The organism is Myxococcus llanfairpwllgwyngyllgogerychwyrndrobwllllantysiliogogogochensis (assembly GCF_006636215.1).
GTDB lineage: Bacteria > Myxococcota > Myxococcia > Myxococcales > Myxococcaceae > Myxococcus > Myxococcus llanfairpwllgwyngyllgogerychwyrndrobwllllantysiliogogogochensis.
On the sequence record NZ_VIFM01000091.1, the window covers coordinates 22,843 to 37,930 of the forward strand.

The window sequence follows — 15,088 nt, forward strand, 5'->3', positions numbered from 1 at the left end:
GTGCACAATCAAGCAAGGAGAACGGAATGAGATTCCTTCACGGGATGCTCCTGGTCGCCACATCCATGGCCTGCCTGTCCTCGGAGCCACCCGCCGAGCCACCCGAGGGGGCCGCCAAAGCAGAGCTGGCGGTGGACTGCGCCGGGTATCCCGCCTGGAACGCGAGCACCATCTACAAGGCCGGCGACCGCGTCGTGTACCAGAACAGCCTTTATGAGGCGCTGGTCAGCATCTGGACGGCGGACCCTGTCTTCGGCACGGCCAGCGGTTGGTACAAACTGGTGGGTGCGTGCGGTACGGGCGAGGTGGACACGCAGCCTCCGTCCAGCCCCGCGGGACTGCGCTCCACGGCCGTCACCGCTTCCACGGTGTCGCTGGCCTGGGATGCCTCCACGGACAACGTGGGGGTCACCGGCTACGACGTGTTCGTCGCGGGAGGGGCGACTGTCGCCGCGACGGAGACCTCGGTGGTGGTGGGGGGCTTGAGCGCCAGCACCGCGTACACCTTCACCGTGAAGGCGAAAGACGCCGCCGGGAATCTCTCCGGGGTGAGCGCGGCCCTCCCGGTGACGACCTCCAACGGAGGGGGTGAGCCCGGAGGCTGCCGACCGGACGGCTTGTATCCGACGCCCGGTGTGAGCGTGCCGTATTGCCAGGTCTACGACTCGGCGGGCCGCGAGAAGATGGGCGCGGACCATCCGCGCCGACTCATCGGCTACTTCACGGGCTGGCGACACGGAAAGAATGGCCAGCCCGCGTACCTGGTCTCCCAGATTCCGTGGGGCAACCTCACGCACATCAACTACGCCTTCGCGCACGTCGATGCGCAGAACCGCGTGTCCGTGGGCGCGAACACCGCCAACAATCCCTCCACGGGGATGCAGTGGCCCGGTGTGCCCGGCGCGGAGATGGACCCCGCGTACTCCTACAAGGGCCACTTCAACCTGCTCAACAAGTACAAGAAGCAGTACCCGAACGTGAAGACGCTGGTGTCCATCGGCGGCTGGGCGGAGTCGGGTGGTTACCTGGATGACAACGGCAACCGGGTGGCCAGCGGTGGCTTCTACACGCTGACGACGACGGCCAACAACACGGTGAACACCGCGGCCATCAACACCTTCGCGGACTCGGTGGTCGCCTTCCTGCGCACCTATGGCTTCGACGGCGCGGACATCGACTTCGAGTACGCCACGTCGATGCCCAACGCGGGCAACCCGGATGACTTCGCCATCGCCACGCCTCGGCGCGCCGGGCTGGTGCGTGGCTATGTCGCGCTGATGAAGACGCTGCGCGAGAAGCTGGACGCGGCCAGCGCGGCGGACGGGAAGTACTACCTGCTGACGGCGGCCACCACGGCTTCGGGCTGGATTCTGCGCGGCACGGACACCTACCAGGTGACGCCGTACCTGGATTTCGCCAACTTGATGACCTACGACCTGCACGGGGCCTGGAACGAGTTCGTCGGACCGAACGCCGCGCTGTACGACGACGGCAAGGACGGAGAGCTGCTGCACTGGAACGTGTACGGCACGTACGGCGGCATCGGCTACCTGAACACCGATTGGGCCTATCACTACTTCCGGGGCGCCCTGCAGGCGGGCCGCATCAACCTGGGCGTGCCCTACTACACGCGCGGCTGGCAGAACGTCACCGGTGGCACCAACGGCCTGTGGGGCAAGGCGCCGCTGCCGGACCAGACGAAGTGCCCGCCGGGCACCGGCTCCAGCGTCGGCTCCACGGTGCCTTGCGGCAACGGCGCGTTGGGCATCGACAACCTCTGGCACGACAAGAACTCCCTGGGCGCGGAGGTCGCCTCTGGCAGCAACCCGCTGTGGCACGCCAGGAATCTCCAGGAGGGGCGCCAGGGCTCGTACCTGATGGCGTACGGCCTGGACCCGGTGAATGACCCCACGGACCGAATCACGGGAACGTATGCACGCAACTACAGCGCGGCGCTCGCGTCGCCCTGGCTGTGGAACGCGACGAAGAAGGTGTTCCTGTCCACCGAGGACGAGGAGTCGCTCGGAGTGAAGGCCCAGTATGTGGTGGACCGGGGCATCGGCGGACTCATGTTCTGGGAGCTGGCGGGTGACTACGCCTTCGACCCCAGTCGCGCCAACGGGCAGGGCGAGTACTTCATGGGCCACACGCTGACGCGGCTGCTGTACGAGAAGTTCAAGACGGCGACGCCGTACCGCAACGTCCGCGCGAATCAGGGCATGCCCACCGACACGCTGGATGTCACCGTGGAGCTCGTGGACTACGCGCTGGGGGATTCGAACTACCCCATCTCTCCCACGCTGCGGCTCACCAACAACTCCGGTCAGGCCATCCCCGGTGGCGCGCTGCTCCAGTTCGACTACGGCACCTCGACGCCCGCGACGCTGGCCCAGCAGTCCGGCTGGACGCTCAGCCTGGTGCGCAGTGACCACTCGGGCTCCAACCTGGGTGGGCTGAAGGGAGACTTCCACCGGGTGCAGCTCACCGTCCCCACCTGGCAGGGCATCCCCAACGGAAGCACCGCCACCGTGAAGCTCACGTATCAGCTCCCCATCGCCAGTCCCTCCAACTACACGTTGGCCTTTGGCGGGAAGACGTATGGCCTGAAGCAGAACCACGCCCGCTGAACGGAGCGCGCGTCCGGTCCGGGTCTCTCCGCTGGACGCTGGCCAGCGTGGGGGCGAGGCCCAGGGGAGGAGTAAGGCCCCTGGGATTCCTCGTGGACGCGCGTCGCAAGTGGAGTGCACGCTGTCAGGGCGCGCGGGCCTGCTCGGGCTGGGCCTGTCGTGCCTCCAGCTTGCGGTAGTGCTCGGCGAGGACGTCGAAGGCCTGTTTGCGCTGTCCCGTCTCCGAGAGCAGTCCCTTGCGATTCCACCCCTGCTGGTAGACGGGATGCTGGCGCCGGGGCGAGCGGAAATCCTTCAGCACCCAGGGCGACAGGCCGCGCAGCGAGGGCACCTTCTCGCTCATCGCGAGCGTCTGCCGGTGGTACTCGGCCTGGAACTCCTCGGAGAACTTCCGCTTCAGCCCAGGCTCGTGGAATCCCGCCTGGGCGTCGGCGCCGAACTCGGAGAAGACGAGCGGCTTGCCCGTGTCGTTGCGCCAGCCGATGCCTGGCAGGTCCGCCAGCGCGTCGTCGGAATACCAGCCGTTGTAGGTGTTCACCGCCGCCACGTCGAGGTGGCTCACCAGCGGGTCCTTCACCACCATCACCGACTGGCCCTTCTCCTGGACACGGTCGATGAGCAGCGCCGCCGTCACCAGCCTCGTGTCGTCGAGCGCTCGCGCATCTGCCGCCAGTCGCGCGAGGAAGGCATTGCGCGCATCGCTCACGGGCGTCTCGTTGGCCACGCTCCAGAACGCGATGGAGGCGCGGTTGCGGTCCCTCAGGATGTTCTCCGCGAGCATCCGCCGCGCGGTCTCCAGCGTCTCGCCCCGGGCGAAGTTGACGCGCCAGTAGACGGGAATCTCGCTCCAGACGAGCAGCCCCAGTTCGTCCGCCATGCGCGTCATGACCTCCGAGTGGGGGTAGTGGGCCAGCCGCACGAAGTTGCCGTGGAGGCCGTGCTTCACCTCTCCGAGCAGCGCGCGCGCCGCCCCGGGAGTCATGGCGCGGGTGGGGTTCTTGCCCAGCTCCTCTTCATGCAGGCTGATGCCGCGCAGGAAGACAGGCTTGCCGTTGAGCAGGATGTCGTGGCCCTTCACTTCCAGCGTCCGGAAGCCGATGCGGTCCACCAACCGGTCCTCGCCGGCCTCCACCGTCACCTCGTAGAGCGCAGGCTGTTCTGGGCTCCAGCGCTTCAGGGCGGAGGGCTCCGCCGCATCGCCCGTCCAGCTCCCATCCGCGCCGGTGCGTCCCTTCAACGTCAGGGACAGCGCGGGGATGCGCACCCGCACCTCGGTGTCCCCGGGCCGCGTGCCCTGGAGCCGCACCGTCGCGCGGAGGCGGCCGTCGTCGCCCAGGCGCACCCACGCATCGTCGATGTACGTGGCCGGCGTCAGCACCAGGCGCACGGGCCGGGTGAGGCCGCCATAGGTCTCCCAGTCGGTGACGGTGGGCGGCACGGTATCGGCGGAGCGCACGGAGTCGACGCCGACCGTCACCTGGTTCTCCCCCGTGCGCAGCAAGGAGGTCACCTCGAACGCGAAGGGCGTGAAGCCGCCCTCGTGAATCCCCACGGGCTTGCCATTCAAATACACACGCGCCACGTAGTCCGCGGCGCCGAAGCGCAGGAACGCTCGCTGGCCCGGGGTCTTGGTCGCGGTGAAGGTCCGCTGGTACCAGACGAGGCCGTCGTAGTAGCGCATCGTCTCGTCGTGGGAGATCCACGAGGCGGGCAGGTGGACGACGGGCGAGCGGCGCATGTCGTATTCGTAGAGCGCCTGGGGATTCGCGCGCGTGACGGCATCGACATCGACGTCGTCATGGCGACGGTGGCCGGGACCGGCCTCCGCGCCATGGAAGCCCGCGAGGCCGTCTCGGTACGGGTCCACGGACCAGTGCCATGCACCCGACAAGTCCTGTCCGGCGCGCGCCTCCACGTTGACCAGCACGGGCCCCACGCGCGTGGGTGTTGTCTGGGAAGGAGTTGCCGCAAGGGATTGCGTCGCCAGTCCGACAATCACGGTCAGCCCTCCGCACAGCTGCTTGAGCCACTGTCCCCGCATGGTCATGCTCCGTGAGTGCGAATGTGTCCGCCGTGCCTCGGCACGCGCCGCCAGGGGCGCAGGCTAGACAGGGAGGACAACCCCTGTCGAACGCAGGGGCTCCAGCGCTTGCTTCGACAGTCTTTCCCGCAACGTCTCACGGGCTGGAGGTGACGCATGTCCAGGCCGCATGAGGAGGCGGAGCACCCGCTGTCCGGTGCGACGGCGCGCTCGGTCCTCACCGTGTTCTTGAGTGTCCTGATGGCGTTCTTCCCCAAGTGCGCCATGTGCTGGGCCGCGTACCTTAGCCTGTTCGGAAGCGTCGGGCTGGCGAGCGCGCCCGCCGTGGAGTGGCTCTTCCCCGTGCTGCTGGGGCTCTCGGGCGTCCACCTGGGGCTCCTGCTGCGGCGGGCGCCGCGCAAGGGCTATGTCCCCTTCATGCTCAGCCTCGTGGGCCTCGCCGTCATCCTGGGTGCGCGGCAACAACTCCCGGTGCGACCCTGGCTGTCGTTCCTCGGCATCGCGCTGATGGCCGGCGGCTCGCTGCTGAACGGCTTCTCCGTCCGTCCCTCGAAGGACGCCACCTGAGTCGGACCTGCCCTCGCGGCCCCGCGCGTTGACGCACGAGGACTTCTGGTGGGGCGCGCGCCGTGAAAACGGACAACCCTTCGTGGAGCCCTATACTGGGGGCCACTCAGGGAGACATCTCAGCATGGGTACGCGCATCCTCGGCATGGTGCTGGCCGGAGGCCAGGGAACTCGGTTGTCGCCGCTCACGCTGAGGCGCTCGAAGCCAGCGGTGCCCTTCGGTTCGAAGTACCGCATCATCGATTTCGCGCTCAACAACTTCATCAACTCCGGCATCTACTCCATCTACGTCCTGACGCAGTTCAAGGCGCAGTCGCTGACGGAGCACATCCAGCGCGGCTGGCGCTTCGGCTCGGTGCTGCTGTCGGACTACTTCATCACCCTCGTGCCCGCGCAGATGTACCTGTACGAGGAGCTGGGGCCCGTCTGGTACCGGGGCACCGCGGACGCCATCTACCAGAACATGCATCTGGTGGAGAACCACCGCCCCGAGCACATGGCCATCTTCTCCGGGGACCACATCTACAAGATGAACGTGGCGCACATGCTGGAGCAGCACGAGTCCCAGCGCGCGGACATCACCATCGCCGCGTACCCCACGCCCCTGGCGGACGCGCACCGCTTCGGCGTCATGCAGGTGGACGAGCGGGGCCGGGTGACGGAGTTCCAGGAGAAGCCCAAGGACCCCAAGGCCATCCCCGGCCGGCCGGACACCGCGCTGGCCAGCATGGGCAACTACATCTTCCGCAGCAAGGTGCTCGCGGAGCTGCTGGAAGTGGACGCGAAGACGGAGGGCTCACAGCACGACTTCGGCAAGGACGTGCTGCCGCGCGCGCTGCGTGACGGCTATCACATCCAGGCCTACGACTTCGCCAAGAACCCCATCCCCGGCCAGACGGCGCCCAACACCTACTGGCGCGACGTGGGAACGCTGGACGCGTACCACGAGGCGTCCATGGACCTGGTGTCGGTGAACCCGGAGTTCGACATCTTCAACGCCGAGTGGCCGCTGCGCTCCGCCAGCGAGTACAGCCCGCCCGCCAAGTTCGTCCACGAGGCCGGGGACAGGGTGGGGCGCGCGCTCAACTCCATGGTGGCCGGTGGCTGCATCATCTCCGGCGGCGTGGTGCGCGAGAGCATCCTCTTCCGCCGCGCGCGGGTGAACAGCTACGCGAGCGTGCAGCGCTCGGTCATCTTCGACGAGGTGGACATCGGCCGGCACGCGCAGGTGAAGAACGCCATCATCGACAAGGGCGTGCGCGTGCCTCCCAACGCGAAGGTGGGCTACGACCTGGAGGCCGACAGGGCGCGCGGCTTCACCGTCACCGAGAGCGGCATCGTCGTGGTGCCCAAGGGCTACCGCTTCGAGTGAGCCGCGTGCCTCACAGCCCGCGCTTGCCGTCCGCCCAGTAGGCCTTGCTGCGCACCGAGCGGCGCGAGACGCCGTGCCGCTCCAGCAGCTCCTGGCGCAGCGTGACGATGGAGCCCGCGTGCCCGGCCAGGTAACACGTCGCGCCCGGAAGCACGTTGCGCCCAAGCCACGCTCGCAGCGCCTCGCCTCGCGGCTGTCCGTGCTCGCGCGTGACGGCCGTCAGGGGCACGCCCACCCGCTCCAGCCAGTCCTCCGCTCCCGGCTCCACCTCGATGGCGCCCAGCAGCCGCAGCGGTGAGGGCAGGGCGCGAATCATCGCCTGGAACAACCCCAGACACGTCTCGTCGCCCAGGAACACGTGCGCGGGGGCCTCCTCGTCCACGCCGAGCCGGCCTCCAGGCCCGAGGATGTCCGCCGTGTCTCCCGGCTGGAGCGCTGAGGCCCACGCGCTGCCGGGCCCCTGCCCATGCAGGAAGAAGACGACCTCCATCGCCCCCGTCACCGGGTCCATCATCGACGGCGTGTAGTGGCGGAACGCCGTCTCGCTGACGCGGAACTCCACCTCCTGCCCGGGCTCGTGGACGACGCCGCGCAGGGACTCTCCCTCGAAGCGCACCCGACGCAACCGGGGCGCCAGCGTCTCCACCCGGGTGATGTGCGAGGGCTTCGCGAACCAGGGCATCAACGTGTTCGCGAGGACCGCGGGCATCTCCGGCATGGCTCTCTCCGTCGGGGTTTCGGTGTTCAATCTTTAATATTGAAAATGAGAATCGTTATCAAGTAGACTGTCGTCCTGTCGAGTGGGCAGTGCTTCGCGGAAGCGTGGAAGTGGTGCCTGAGCGTCGGAGAGCGCGGCGGGGCCCTCGACAAGAAAACCTGGAGTCGCGTGCTCTGGGAGTCACGTCACGCAGTCCGCACAGGGAGAGGAATCAGGGAATGATGAGCGATAACGAGCAGGCGCTGCCGAGGCGCGCCGGACAGCAGGGGTTGTGGGTCCTCGTGGCCGTGGGGATGTCGCTGGCGTTGCTTGCGGGCTGCGGCGAGGACGACCCGAAGGTGGAGCCCGAGCCGGAGGTCTGTGAAGCGAGCCAGGTGACCTGCACCGAGCAGACCATCGACCGGCTGACGCTACTGACGGCGGTCTCCACGGGTGAAGTTCGCGAGGAGGGGACGACGGCTGGTGAGTTCCACACCTTCGTGGACTCGCGCGCGGGTGGCCTGACGCCGACGATGTCCTATACGTACCTGCGCTTCACGCCGACGGGGCTGACGCAGGTGCAGGTGAGTGACCAGGCGGCGCTCGCGTCGACGGAGTGGGACCTGGCGGTGCGTCGCTACACGATGCGCGTCAACAGCGGCACGTCCGGGCCGTCCTGCGTCTCGGTGGCGAACACGCCCGAGGGCACGACGTTCGCCTCGGTGACGTCGAAGAGCGCTGCCGGGGAGTTCAAGACGGAGGCGTGGTTTGATTCCACCTGCACGCTCATCCCCGACGACTCCGGTCTGGGCGGGCCCGCGACGCTCCTGGGTGGCTTCTGGACGTACCAGAGCTGCGTGGAGATGACGGGTCGCATCTTCATCGTCCGGCTGGCGGACGGCCGTCACGTGAAGCTGGAGGTGACGGGGTACTACGAGCCCGCGGCGCAGCAGGTCTGCAACGAGACGCACTCGGTGCCGCAGCCGAGCGGCTCTGGCTCCATCCGCATCAAGTGGGCGTTCCTGCCATGAGGCTCGGGGCGTGGCTCCTGCTTCTTCCCCTGGGTTGTGGCCCCGTGCAGGCATCGCGGGAGCCGCATGAGCTTCCGGAGACGTTCGCCGGGTCGCGAGCGGGGCAGCAGGCTGGAGCGCGCCCCACCTCACCCCAGGCGGTACCGCCGAGCTTCGGCGTGGACGAGCAGGTGGAGTCGGCGGTGTCCCCGGGGGGGCGCTTCCGGGTCCACTTCTCGCGCGTCGGGCTCAACGCGGTGCCGCCGGGGGACGCGGATGGCAATGGCGTGCCCGACGCGGTGGACGTCGTCGGGCGGGCCTATGAGCGCGTCGCGGATTTCTATGTCGGGCTGGGGTTCCTCCTGCCGCGCGACGATGCGTCGGTGGGGGCGGACAACGGCGGTGATGGGCTGTTCGACGTGTACCTCGTGGACTTCGCGGGCCGGGCGGATGGCGCGTTCCGGCTGGATGGCTGCGAGAGCGTGGACCAGAAGTGCGCGGGGCACATGCTCCAGGAGAACGACTTCGCGGGGTACGACTACCCCTCCTTCGAGGAGGCGGTGAGCATCCTGGCCAGCCACGAGTTCTTCCACGCGGTGCAGGCGGCCTATCGGCCGGGGCTGGGCAGCGTGGCGTCGGAGGGCACGGCGGTGTGGGCCAGCGAGCGCTTCGACGCGACGCTCGATGACCTGGAGCAGTTCACGTCGTCGTATCTGTCCCGGACGGACCGCAGCCTCGTGTTGGACCCGACGGGGCCGGCCGCGTCGTTCAGCTATGGCGCGGGGGTGTTCTTCCAGTACCTGGGTGAGCGCTTCGGTGACAGGGTCATCCTGGCGATGTGGCAGGAGAGCCTCGTCGCGCCGACGGCGCCCTGGGCCATCTTGTTGGACACGGTGCTGCGTCGCGAGTGGGGCGCGGACTTCGACACGGCCTTCGCCGAGTTCTCGCAGTGGAACCTCGCCACGGGTGCGCGGGCGCGCGTCGAGCAGGGCTATGCGCGAGGGGGCGGGTATGACGGGCTCGCGCCGTCGGCCAGGACGCTGCCCACCGAGGAGGCGGATGTCCGGGTGACGACCGCGTCGACGCGCTACTTCACGGTGCCAGGTGGCTCCGCGGAGGTGCTGGCCACGTATGTGCTCAAGGCCGGCGAGGACCCCGCGAAGCTGCATCTGTTGGTGGCGGCAGTGACGGATACAGCGGTGCTCCGCGTGTCACGCGCGGAGGGGACTGGCGCGCTGTCCGCGAAGGTGGACGCGTCGGATGCGAGCGAGGTCATCATCGCGGTGGTGGATGGTCGCCACGAGGGCGTGGGCCGCTACGGGACGCTCTGCCTCACGGCGGACCCCGCGGGTGCGCCGTGTGTCGACGTGACGCCCGAGCCCGAGGACCCCGAGGACGAAGGGGGCTGTAGCGCGGCGCCGAGCGGCCTGGGATGGGCTGCACTGGTGCTGGCGTTGCTTGCGCTCAGTGCACGGCCGGAGCGGGCGCGGGTGCCGGAGCGGGCGCGGGTGCCGGAGCGGGCGCGTCCGACGGGCACTGGCGCTGGTACTCCGCCAGCGCGCTCTTGAAGCGCGCCTGTTCCTCCTGGGGCCACTCGGCGGGGAGCTTCGCGATGGCGCGGTGCTGGTCCATCACGGCCCGCTTGCACTGTCCCCGGTGGAACGCCACGAGGGCCGCCGTCTCCAGCACGTAGGGGTTCTGGGAGCCGGTCTTCCGGGCCGTACGCACCAGCGGCTCTGCCTCCGCGTAACGGCCAGCCTTGGCATGCAGCCACGCCAGCTCCGTCGCGGCCCACCAGTACGTGGGCGACGTGAGGTTCAGGTAGCGCAGCGCGTTTGCATACCAAGGGTCCTCGGGCAAATCCCGCGCGAGCACCCGCGCCAGGTGCGCCCAGGCGGAGGGGCTGGTCGGAAATCTCTGCGCCCGGGTCCGAGCCCATTCCAGCTCCTGCTGGGAAGTGAGGTCCGCGCGGCTGAACGTCGCGTTGAGCTGGAAGGTATACGGAATCTCGATGGGGTGTCCCGCCAGCATCACCGGCTGGTACTTCGACCCACGTATCGTGGTGAGCAGGGCCTCCGTGAGCCCGTAGGGCGCGACCTCCAGCACCCGGATGTCCCTGACGATGCCGTCCGTCCCGAGGCGACCGGAGACGACCGCCACGGCCATGGCTCCCCTGAGCATGGCCTCCCGGGGCATCTCGGGCGACTTGCCTTCGAGCTTCATCGGGCGCTGGTACTGCTCGCGCTGGTACGTGCACGCCTCTTCCAGCTCCGCGTCACAGGCCGCGCTGAGGTCCTGGGCGGCCTGCTTCACCTGCTCCTCGGTCGCCGTGCCCGAGAGCACCTGGACCGCTTCGGCGAAGATGGCCCGAGCCTGCGCCGGCTCCACGACGACGGTCGGCGCGGGGTCATAGAGCGGGCCGGCCCCGCCCCTGAAAGCCTCTTCCGGCTCGACCATCGGGTCCAGGTAGTGCGCCATGGCGCGCGACAGGTGCCCATGGCTCGCGGGCAGCGAGGGAATGCGGGCGGAGTGGCCACACGCGGTGGCTCCGAGCAGCAGCGAACAGAGAACGACATGCAGTGGACGCATCCTCGCCCACGCTAGCCCTTGCCCAAGGCATGTCCAAGGTTGCGGGCGGGGAGGTGCTGTCCGGGGTGTGACAGGGAGTCCAGCCTCCCCTTCCCCGGGGAGGAATTCGCCGTCGACCGCGCGACATTACGAGGCGCGCGAGGCGTCAGGACTCGTTCAAGTGGGTGCGAGGCATATCGCGTCTGTCCCGAGTTCCAGCTAAGCGTGTCCTCCTGACCGCCGCACGGACCCGAGACCTTCATGTACAGCGCATCCGGCCAGGACAGCAGCGCGCCCTTCATCCGCTCGGTGGGGCGCGCACTCCCGCCTCATTACGCCTCGCAGGAGCAGCTCATCGCGGCCTTCCGGGAGCTGTGGGCCAAACGGCACTTCAACCTGGAGCGGCTGGAGGACCTGCACCGCGCCGTGCAGGTGGGAGGCCGCTACCTGGCGTTGCCCATCGACGCGTATCCGGCGCTCGTGACGTTCCAGCAGCGCAATGACGCCTGGATTCGCGAGGCCACGGCGCTCAGCGAAGTCGTGGTGCGACAGGCGCTGGACGACGCGGGGTTGACGCCGGCCGACGTGGACCACGTCTTCTTCGTCACGGTGACGGGCATCGCCACGCCCAGCATCGAGGCCCGGCTGGCCAACCGGCTGCGCTTCCGCGAGGACTTCAAGCGCACGCCCATCTTCGGGCTCGGCTGTGTCGCGGGCGCGGCGGGCATGGCGCGGGCGGCGGACTACCTGCGCGCCTTCCCCACGCACACCGCGCTCGTCGTCTCCGCGGAGCTGTGCTCGCTGACGCTGCAGCGCGAGGACCTGTCCATCCCCAACATCATCGCCTCCGGCCTCTTCGGTGACGGCGCGGCGTGCGCGGTGCTGAGGGGCGCCCAGGCACCGGGCGCGAAGGGACCCCGGGTGGTGGCGTCGCGCTCGGTGTTCTATCCGGACTCCGAGCGCATCATGGGCTGGGACGTCGTCGACTCCGGCTTCAAGGTGGTCCTGTCCGCGAAGGTGCCCCAACTGGTGAAGGACCACATCCAGGGCAACGTGGACGGCTTCCTCGCGTCCCAGGGTTTGAAGCGCGGTGACATCCGTCACTGGGTGGCGCACACCGGCGGGCCCAAGGTGCTGGAGTCCTTCGAGGAGGCGCTGGAGCTGGACAAGGACGCGCTGGCGCGCTCGTGGGCGTCTTTGCGCGAAGTGGGGAATCTGTCCTCGGCGTCGGTGTTGTTCGTGCTGGGGGAGACGCTGGAGAAGGTGACGGCGAAGCCCGGAGAGTACGGACTGATGATGGCCATGGGCCCGGGCTTCTGCGCGGAGATGGTGCTCTTGCGATGGTGACCGCCACACAGGCCGTCTTCCTGGGGTACATGGGCCTGCTCGGGGTGGAGCGGCTGGTGGAGCTGGTGCTCTCCAAGCGCAACGCCGCGTGGGCCTTCGCGCGGGGTGGGGTGGAGACGGGACAGCGCCACTACCGCTTCATGGTGGTGTTCCACTCGCTCTTCCTCGCGGCGTGCGTGGCGGAGGTGTTCCTTCTGCACCGGCCCTTCCTGGGGGGCTGGAGCGGGGCGGCGCTGGGCGGCGCGGTGGTGGCGCAGGGGCTGCGCTACTGGGCCATCTCCACGCTGGGCCCGCGCTGGAACTCTCGCATCATCGTCGTGTCGGACCTGCCGCCGGTGGTGGGCGGGCCGTATCGCTTCCTGCGTCACCCCAACTACGTCGCGGTGGTGCTGGAGCTGGCGTGTGTGCCGCTCATCCACGGCGCGTGGTGGACGGCCGTGTTCTTTTCGGTGGGAAACCTGGTGCTGCTCTCCGTGCGCATCCGCGCGGAGGAAGCGGCGCTGGGGGACGCGTACGCGCGCGCCTTCTCCCACCGCCCCCGTTTCCTTCCCGAGGTGCCCCGTGGCTGAGCTCGAACTGGAAGTCCTGGCGGAGATTCGTCGCATCGCCGCCGATGAGCTGGAGTGGAAGGGCGTGGTGGAGCCCCAGCACGACCTCGTCCGGGACCTGCAACTCGACAGCCTGGGGCTGACGGTACTGGCGGTGGGATTGGAGAACCGCTTCCGCATCCGCTTGTCGGAGGAGGACGCGCAGGGGGTGCGCACGGTGGCGGACCTGGCGAAGCTGGTGGAGCGCCGCGTCGCCACGACGGCGCGCACGCCGACGGAGGTCCGCTCGTGAGAGGTCCGACGTTGCCGAAGGTGCGGTTCCCCACGGTGAACGCGATGCTCTCGGCGGCCAGCCGGACGCCCTTCCAGTTGACGTTCGTCGACGCGGCCGAGCGCGAGGAGTCGCTGTCCTGGGCGGAGGTGTACCGCCGCGCGCGGCGCACGGCGGCGGGCCTGGCGCGGCTGGGGGTGCGCGAGGGGGAGCGGGTGGCGTTGCTCCTGCCCACCTCGCCGGGCTTCATGGATGCCTTCTTCGGCACGCTGCTCGCGGGCGCGGTGCCGGTGCCGCTGTATCCGCCCGTCCGGCTGGGGCGTCTGGATGAGTACCACCGGGCCACGGCGCGGATGCTCCAGGTGACGGAGGCGAGCCTCGTCCTCACGGACTCTCGCGTGCGGCTGCTCCTGGGGCCGAGCGTGGAGAAGTCCCGCCCGCGCCTGGGCTGTCACACGGTGGACGACGTGTCGCGAGGGGACGAGGTGCGCGAGGTGGCGGTGGCGTCGGAGGCGCTGGGCCTCATCCAGTTCTCCTCCGGCTCCACGGTGGACCCGAAGCCGGTGGCGCTGACGCACGGGGCGCTGCTGTCGCAGGTGATGGCGCTGGAGGTGGCGATGCCCCTGTCGTCACCCGAGACGCCGCGCGTGGGCGTCAGCTGGCTGCCGCTGTACCACGACATGGGACTCATCGGCTGTCTGCTGTCCGCGCTGCACTATCCCGGGCACCTGGTGCTGATTCCTCCGGAGGTCTTCCTGGCGAGGCCCGCGCTGTGGCTGCGCGCGCTGTCGCGGCACCGGGGCTTCATCTCGCCCGCGCCGAACTTCGCCTATGGCCTGTGCTTGAAGCGGGTGAAGGACGCGGAGATGGAGGGCGTGGACCTGTCGTCATGGAAGCACGCGCTCAACGGCGCGGAGCCGGTGTCGGCGGAGACGCTGCAGCGGTTCGTCGAGCGCTTCGAGCGCTGGGGCTTCTCCGCGCGGGCGCTGCGTCCGGTGTATGGGCTGTCCGAGGCGTCGCTCGCGGTGACCTTCCCTCCGGAGGGCCGGGGGCCTCGCTCGCTGGGCGTGGACCCGACGGTGCTGGCGAGCGAGGGGCGGGCGGAGGCGGGCGCGCGGCTGCTGGTGAGCGTGGGCGCGCCGGTGGCGGGCTTCGAGGTGGAGGTGCGCGACGAGCAGGGCGCGGTGCAGCCGGACCGGCGCGTGGGCCGGGTCTTCACGCGAGGCCCGTCGCTGATGACGAGCTACTTCGGTGACGCGCTCGCCACGCGGCGCGCGCTGACGCTGGATGGCTGGCTGGACACCGGGGACCTGGGCTTCATCGCGGACGGCGAGCTGTACCTGACGGGCCGCGCGAAGGACGTGGTCATCATCCGGGGCGCCAACCACGCGCCGCAGGCGTTCGAGGAGCCGCTCCAGTCCGTGGAGGGCGTGCGCACGGGGTGCGCGGTGGCCCTGGGCTTCACGCCCGAGGGAGGCCAGGACGAGGCGCTGCTCATCCTCGCGGAACGCGGTGGCGACGCGGCGGAAGCAGACGTGGAGGAGCGCATCCGCGCGGCGGTGGTGGAGGCGACGGGGGTGCGGCCGCACACGGTGAAGCTCTTGGAGGCGGGGACGCTGCCCCGGACGTCGAGCGGGAAGCTGCGCCGGGGCGAGGCGCTGCGCCGCTATCTGTCCGGAGAGCTGTCACCGCCGAAGAAGGTGGGCATGGTGGGCATGGCGGTGGAGATGGCGCGCAGCGCGCTGGCCATGGCGCGGGCGGAGCACGAGACGTGAGACGGTATGACGTGGCCGTGGTGGGAGGAGGGCCGGCGGGACTGGCGGTGGCCATCCACACCACGGTGCGCGGGCTGAACACCGTCGTCCTGGAGCGCGCGACGCTGCCCGCGGACAAGGCGTGCGGCGAGGGGCTGATGCCCTCGGGGCTCGCGGCGCTGGAGCGCCTGGGGGCGCTGGCGCACCTGGACCGCGCGGAGTGCTCGCCCTTCGTGGGCATCCGCTACGTGCAGGAGGATGGCAGCATGGCGGAGGGGCTCCTGCC

The 15,088-nt window shown here is 69.4% G+C and carries 13 protein-coding genes; 10 read left to right on the plus strand and 3 right to left on the minus strand.

Annotated elements, in window-relative coordinates; translation table 11 throughout:
• Window positions 1–26 precede the first annotated feature (26 nt).
• Entirely contained in the window at window positions 27–2,627 is a 2,601-nt protein-coding gene (locus tag FJV41_RS22565; RefSeq protein ID WP_141644594.1) for a chitinase C-terminal domain-containing protein, read from the plus strand.
• Window positions 2,628–2,751: 124 nt separating this feature from the next.
• Here FJV41_RS22565 and FJV41_RS22570 read toward each other — a convergent pair whose 3' ends face one another.
• Window positions 2,752–4,668, minus strand: coding sequence for a glycoside hydrolase family 2 protein (locus FJV41_RS22570; protein WP_220137881.1), 1,917 nt, complete (start codon window positions 4,666–4,668; stop codon window positions 2,752–2,754).
• A 156-nt stretch (window positions 4,669–4,824) separates the two neighbouring features.
• Here FJV41_RS22570 and FJV41_RS22575 point away from each other — a divergent pair, with 156 nt between their 5' ends.
• Both FJV41_RS22575 and glgC read left to right on the plus strand, forming a co-directional pair.
• Window positions 4,825–5,235 (plus strand): hypothetical protein, encoded by a 411-nt coding sequence (locus FJV41_RS22575; RefSeq protein ID WP_141644596.1) that lies wholly within the window; start codon window positions 4,825–4,827, stop codon window positions 5,233–5,235.
• A gap of 124 nt (window positions 5,236–5,359) precedes the next feature.
• On the plus strand, window positions 5,360–6,607 hold the full coding sequence (gene glgC / locus FJV41_RS22580; RefSeq protein ID WP_141644597.1) for a glucose-1-phosphate adenylyltransferase: 1,248 nt from the start codon (window positions 5,360–5,362) through the stop codon (window positions 6,605–6,607).
• Between the two features lie 10 nt (window positions 6,608–6,617).
• Here glgC and FJV41_RS22585 read toward each other — a convergent pair whose 3' ends face one another.
• Entirely contained in the window at window positions 6,618–7,325 is a 708-nt protein-coding gene (locus FJV41_RS22585; protein WP_141644598.1) for a siderophore-interacting protein, read from the minus strand.
• Between the two features lie 218 nt (window positions 7,326–7,543).
• Here FJV41_RS22585 and FJV41_RS22590 point away from each other — a divergent pair, with 218 nt between their 5' ends.
• Together FJV41_RS22590 and FJV41_RS22595 are read left to right on the plus strand one after the other, a co-directional pair.
• A complete protein-coding gene (locus tag FJV41_RS22590) occupies window positions 7,544–8,335 on the plus strand; it encodes an HmuY family protein (RefSeq protein ID WP_141644599.1) in 792 nt (263 codons plus the stop codon).
• Window positions 8,332–9,882 (plus strand): MXAN_6640 family putative metalloprotease, encoded by a 1,551-nt coding sequence (locus tag FJV41_RS22595; RefSeq protein WP_246137353.1) that lies wholly within the window; start codon window positions 8,332–8,334, stop codon window positions 9,880–9,882. The genes FJV41_RS22590 and FJV41_RS22595 overlap by 4 nt, the downstream gene beginning before the upstream one ends.
• Here FJV41_RS22595 and FJV41_RS22600 read toward each other — a convergent pair.
• Window positions 9,779–10,903: an energy transducer TonB gene (locus FJV41_RS22600; RefSeq protein WP_141644600.1), complete on the minus strand. Its 1,125-nt coding sequence runs from the start codon at window positions 10,901–10,903 to the stop codon at window positions 9,779–9,781. The two genes, FJV41_RS22595 and FJV41_RS22600, sit on opposite strands and share 104 nt — an antisense overlap.
• Before the next feature lie 240 nt (window positions 10,904–11,143).
• Between FJV41_RS22600 and FJV41_RS22605 the strand changes: the two genes are divergently transcribed.
• The 5 genes from FJV41_RS22605 to FJV41_RS22625 all read left to right on the plus strand — a co-directional run.
• Complete coding sequence (locus FJV41_RS22605) at window positions 11,144–12,229, plus strand: type III polyketide synthase (protein ID WP_141644601.1); 1,086 nt, start codon at window positions 11,144–11,146, stop codon at window positions 12,227–12,229.
• On the plus strand, window positions 12,223–12,798 hold the full coding sequence (locus FJV41_RS22610) for an isoprenylcysteine carboxyl methyltransferase family protein (protein ID WP_141644602.1): 576 nt from the start codon (window positions 12,223–12,225) through the stop codon (window positions 12,796–12,798). Before FJV41_RS22605 ends, FJV41_RS22610 begins: the two co-directional genes overlap by 7 nt.
• Entirely contained in the window at window positions 12,791–13,069 is a 279-nt protein-coding gene (locus tag FJV41_RS22615; protein ID WP_141644603.1) for an acyl carrier protein, read from the plus strand. The genes FJV41_RS22610 and FJV41_RS22615 overlap by 8 nt, the downstream gene beginning before the upstream one ends.
• A gap of 44 nt (window positions 13,070–13,113) precedes the next feature.
• Window positions 13,114–14,823, plus strand: coding sequence for a fatty acyl-AMP ligase (locus FJV41_RS22620; RefSeq protein ID WP_141644606.1), 1,710 nt, complete (start codon window positions 13,114–13,116; stop codon window positions 14,821–14,823).
• Window positions 14,820–15,088 (plus strand): NAD(P)/FAD-dependent oxidoreductase (locus tag FJV41_RS22625; protein WP_141644604.1); only part of this gene is annotated, 269 nt, incomplete at its 3' end. The genes FJV41_RS22620 and FJV41_RS22625, both read left to right, overlap by 4 nt.

What these genes read in the sequence shown, in the direction of transcription:
- FJV41_RS22590 (WP_141644599.1), top strand. Translation starts at nt 7,544, where the DNA reads ATGATGAGCGATAACGAGCAGGCGCTGCCGAGGCGCGCCGGACAGCAG.
- FJV41_RS22605 (WP_141644601.1), top strand. Translation starts at nt 11,144, where the DNA reads ATGTACAGCGCATCCGGCCAGGACAGCAGCGCGCCCTTCATCCGCTCG.
- FJV41_RS22585 (WP_141644598.1), bottom strand. Translation starts at nt 7,325, where the DNA reads ATGCCGGAGATGCCCGCGGTCCTCGCGAACACGTTGATGCCCTGGTTC.
- FJV41_RS22575 (WP_141644596.1), top strand. Translation starts at nt 4,825, where the DNA reads ATGTCCAGGCCGCATGAGGAGGCGGAGCACCCGCTGTCCGGTGCGACG.
- FJV41_RS22570 (WP_220137881.1), bottom strand. Translation starts at nt 4,668, where the DNA reads ATGCGGGGACAGTGGCTCAAGCAGCTGTGCGGAGGGCTGACCGTGATT.
- FJV41_RS22565 (WP_141644594.1), top strand. Translation starts at nt 27, where the DNA reads ATGAGATTCCTTCACGGGATGCTCCTGGTCGCCACATCCATGGCCTGC.
- FJV41_RS22595 (WP_246137353.1), top strand. Translation starts at nt 8,332, where the DNA reads ATGAGGCTCGGGGCGTGGCTCCTGCTTCTTCCCCTGGGTTGTGGCCCC.
- FJV41_RS22600 (WP_141644600.1), bottom strand. Translation starts at nt 10,903, where the DNA reads ATGCGTCCACTGCATGTCGTTCTCTGTTCGCTGCTGCTCGGAGCCACC.
- FJV41_RS22620 (WP_141644606.1), top strand. Translation starts at nt 13,114, where the DNA reads ATGCTCTCGGCGGCCAGCCGGACGCCCTTCCAGTTGACGTTCGTCGAC.
- glgC (WP_141644597.1), top strand. Translation starts at nt 5,360, where the DNA reads ATGGGTACGCGCATCCTCGGCATGGTGCTGGCCGGAGGCCAGGGAACT.
- FJV41_RS22610 (WP_141644602.1), top strand. Translation starts at nt 12,223, where the DNA reads ATGGTGACCGCCACACAGGCCGTCTTCCTGGGGTACATGGGCCTGCTC.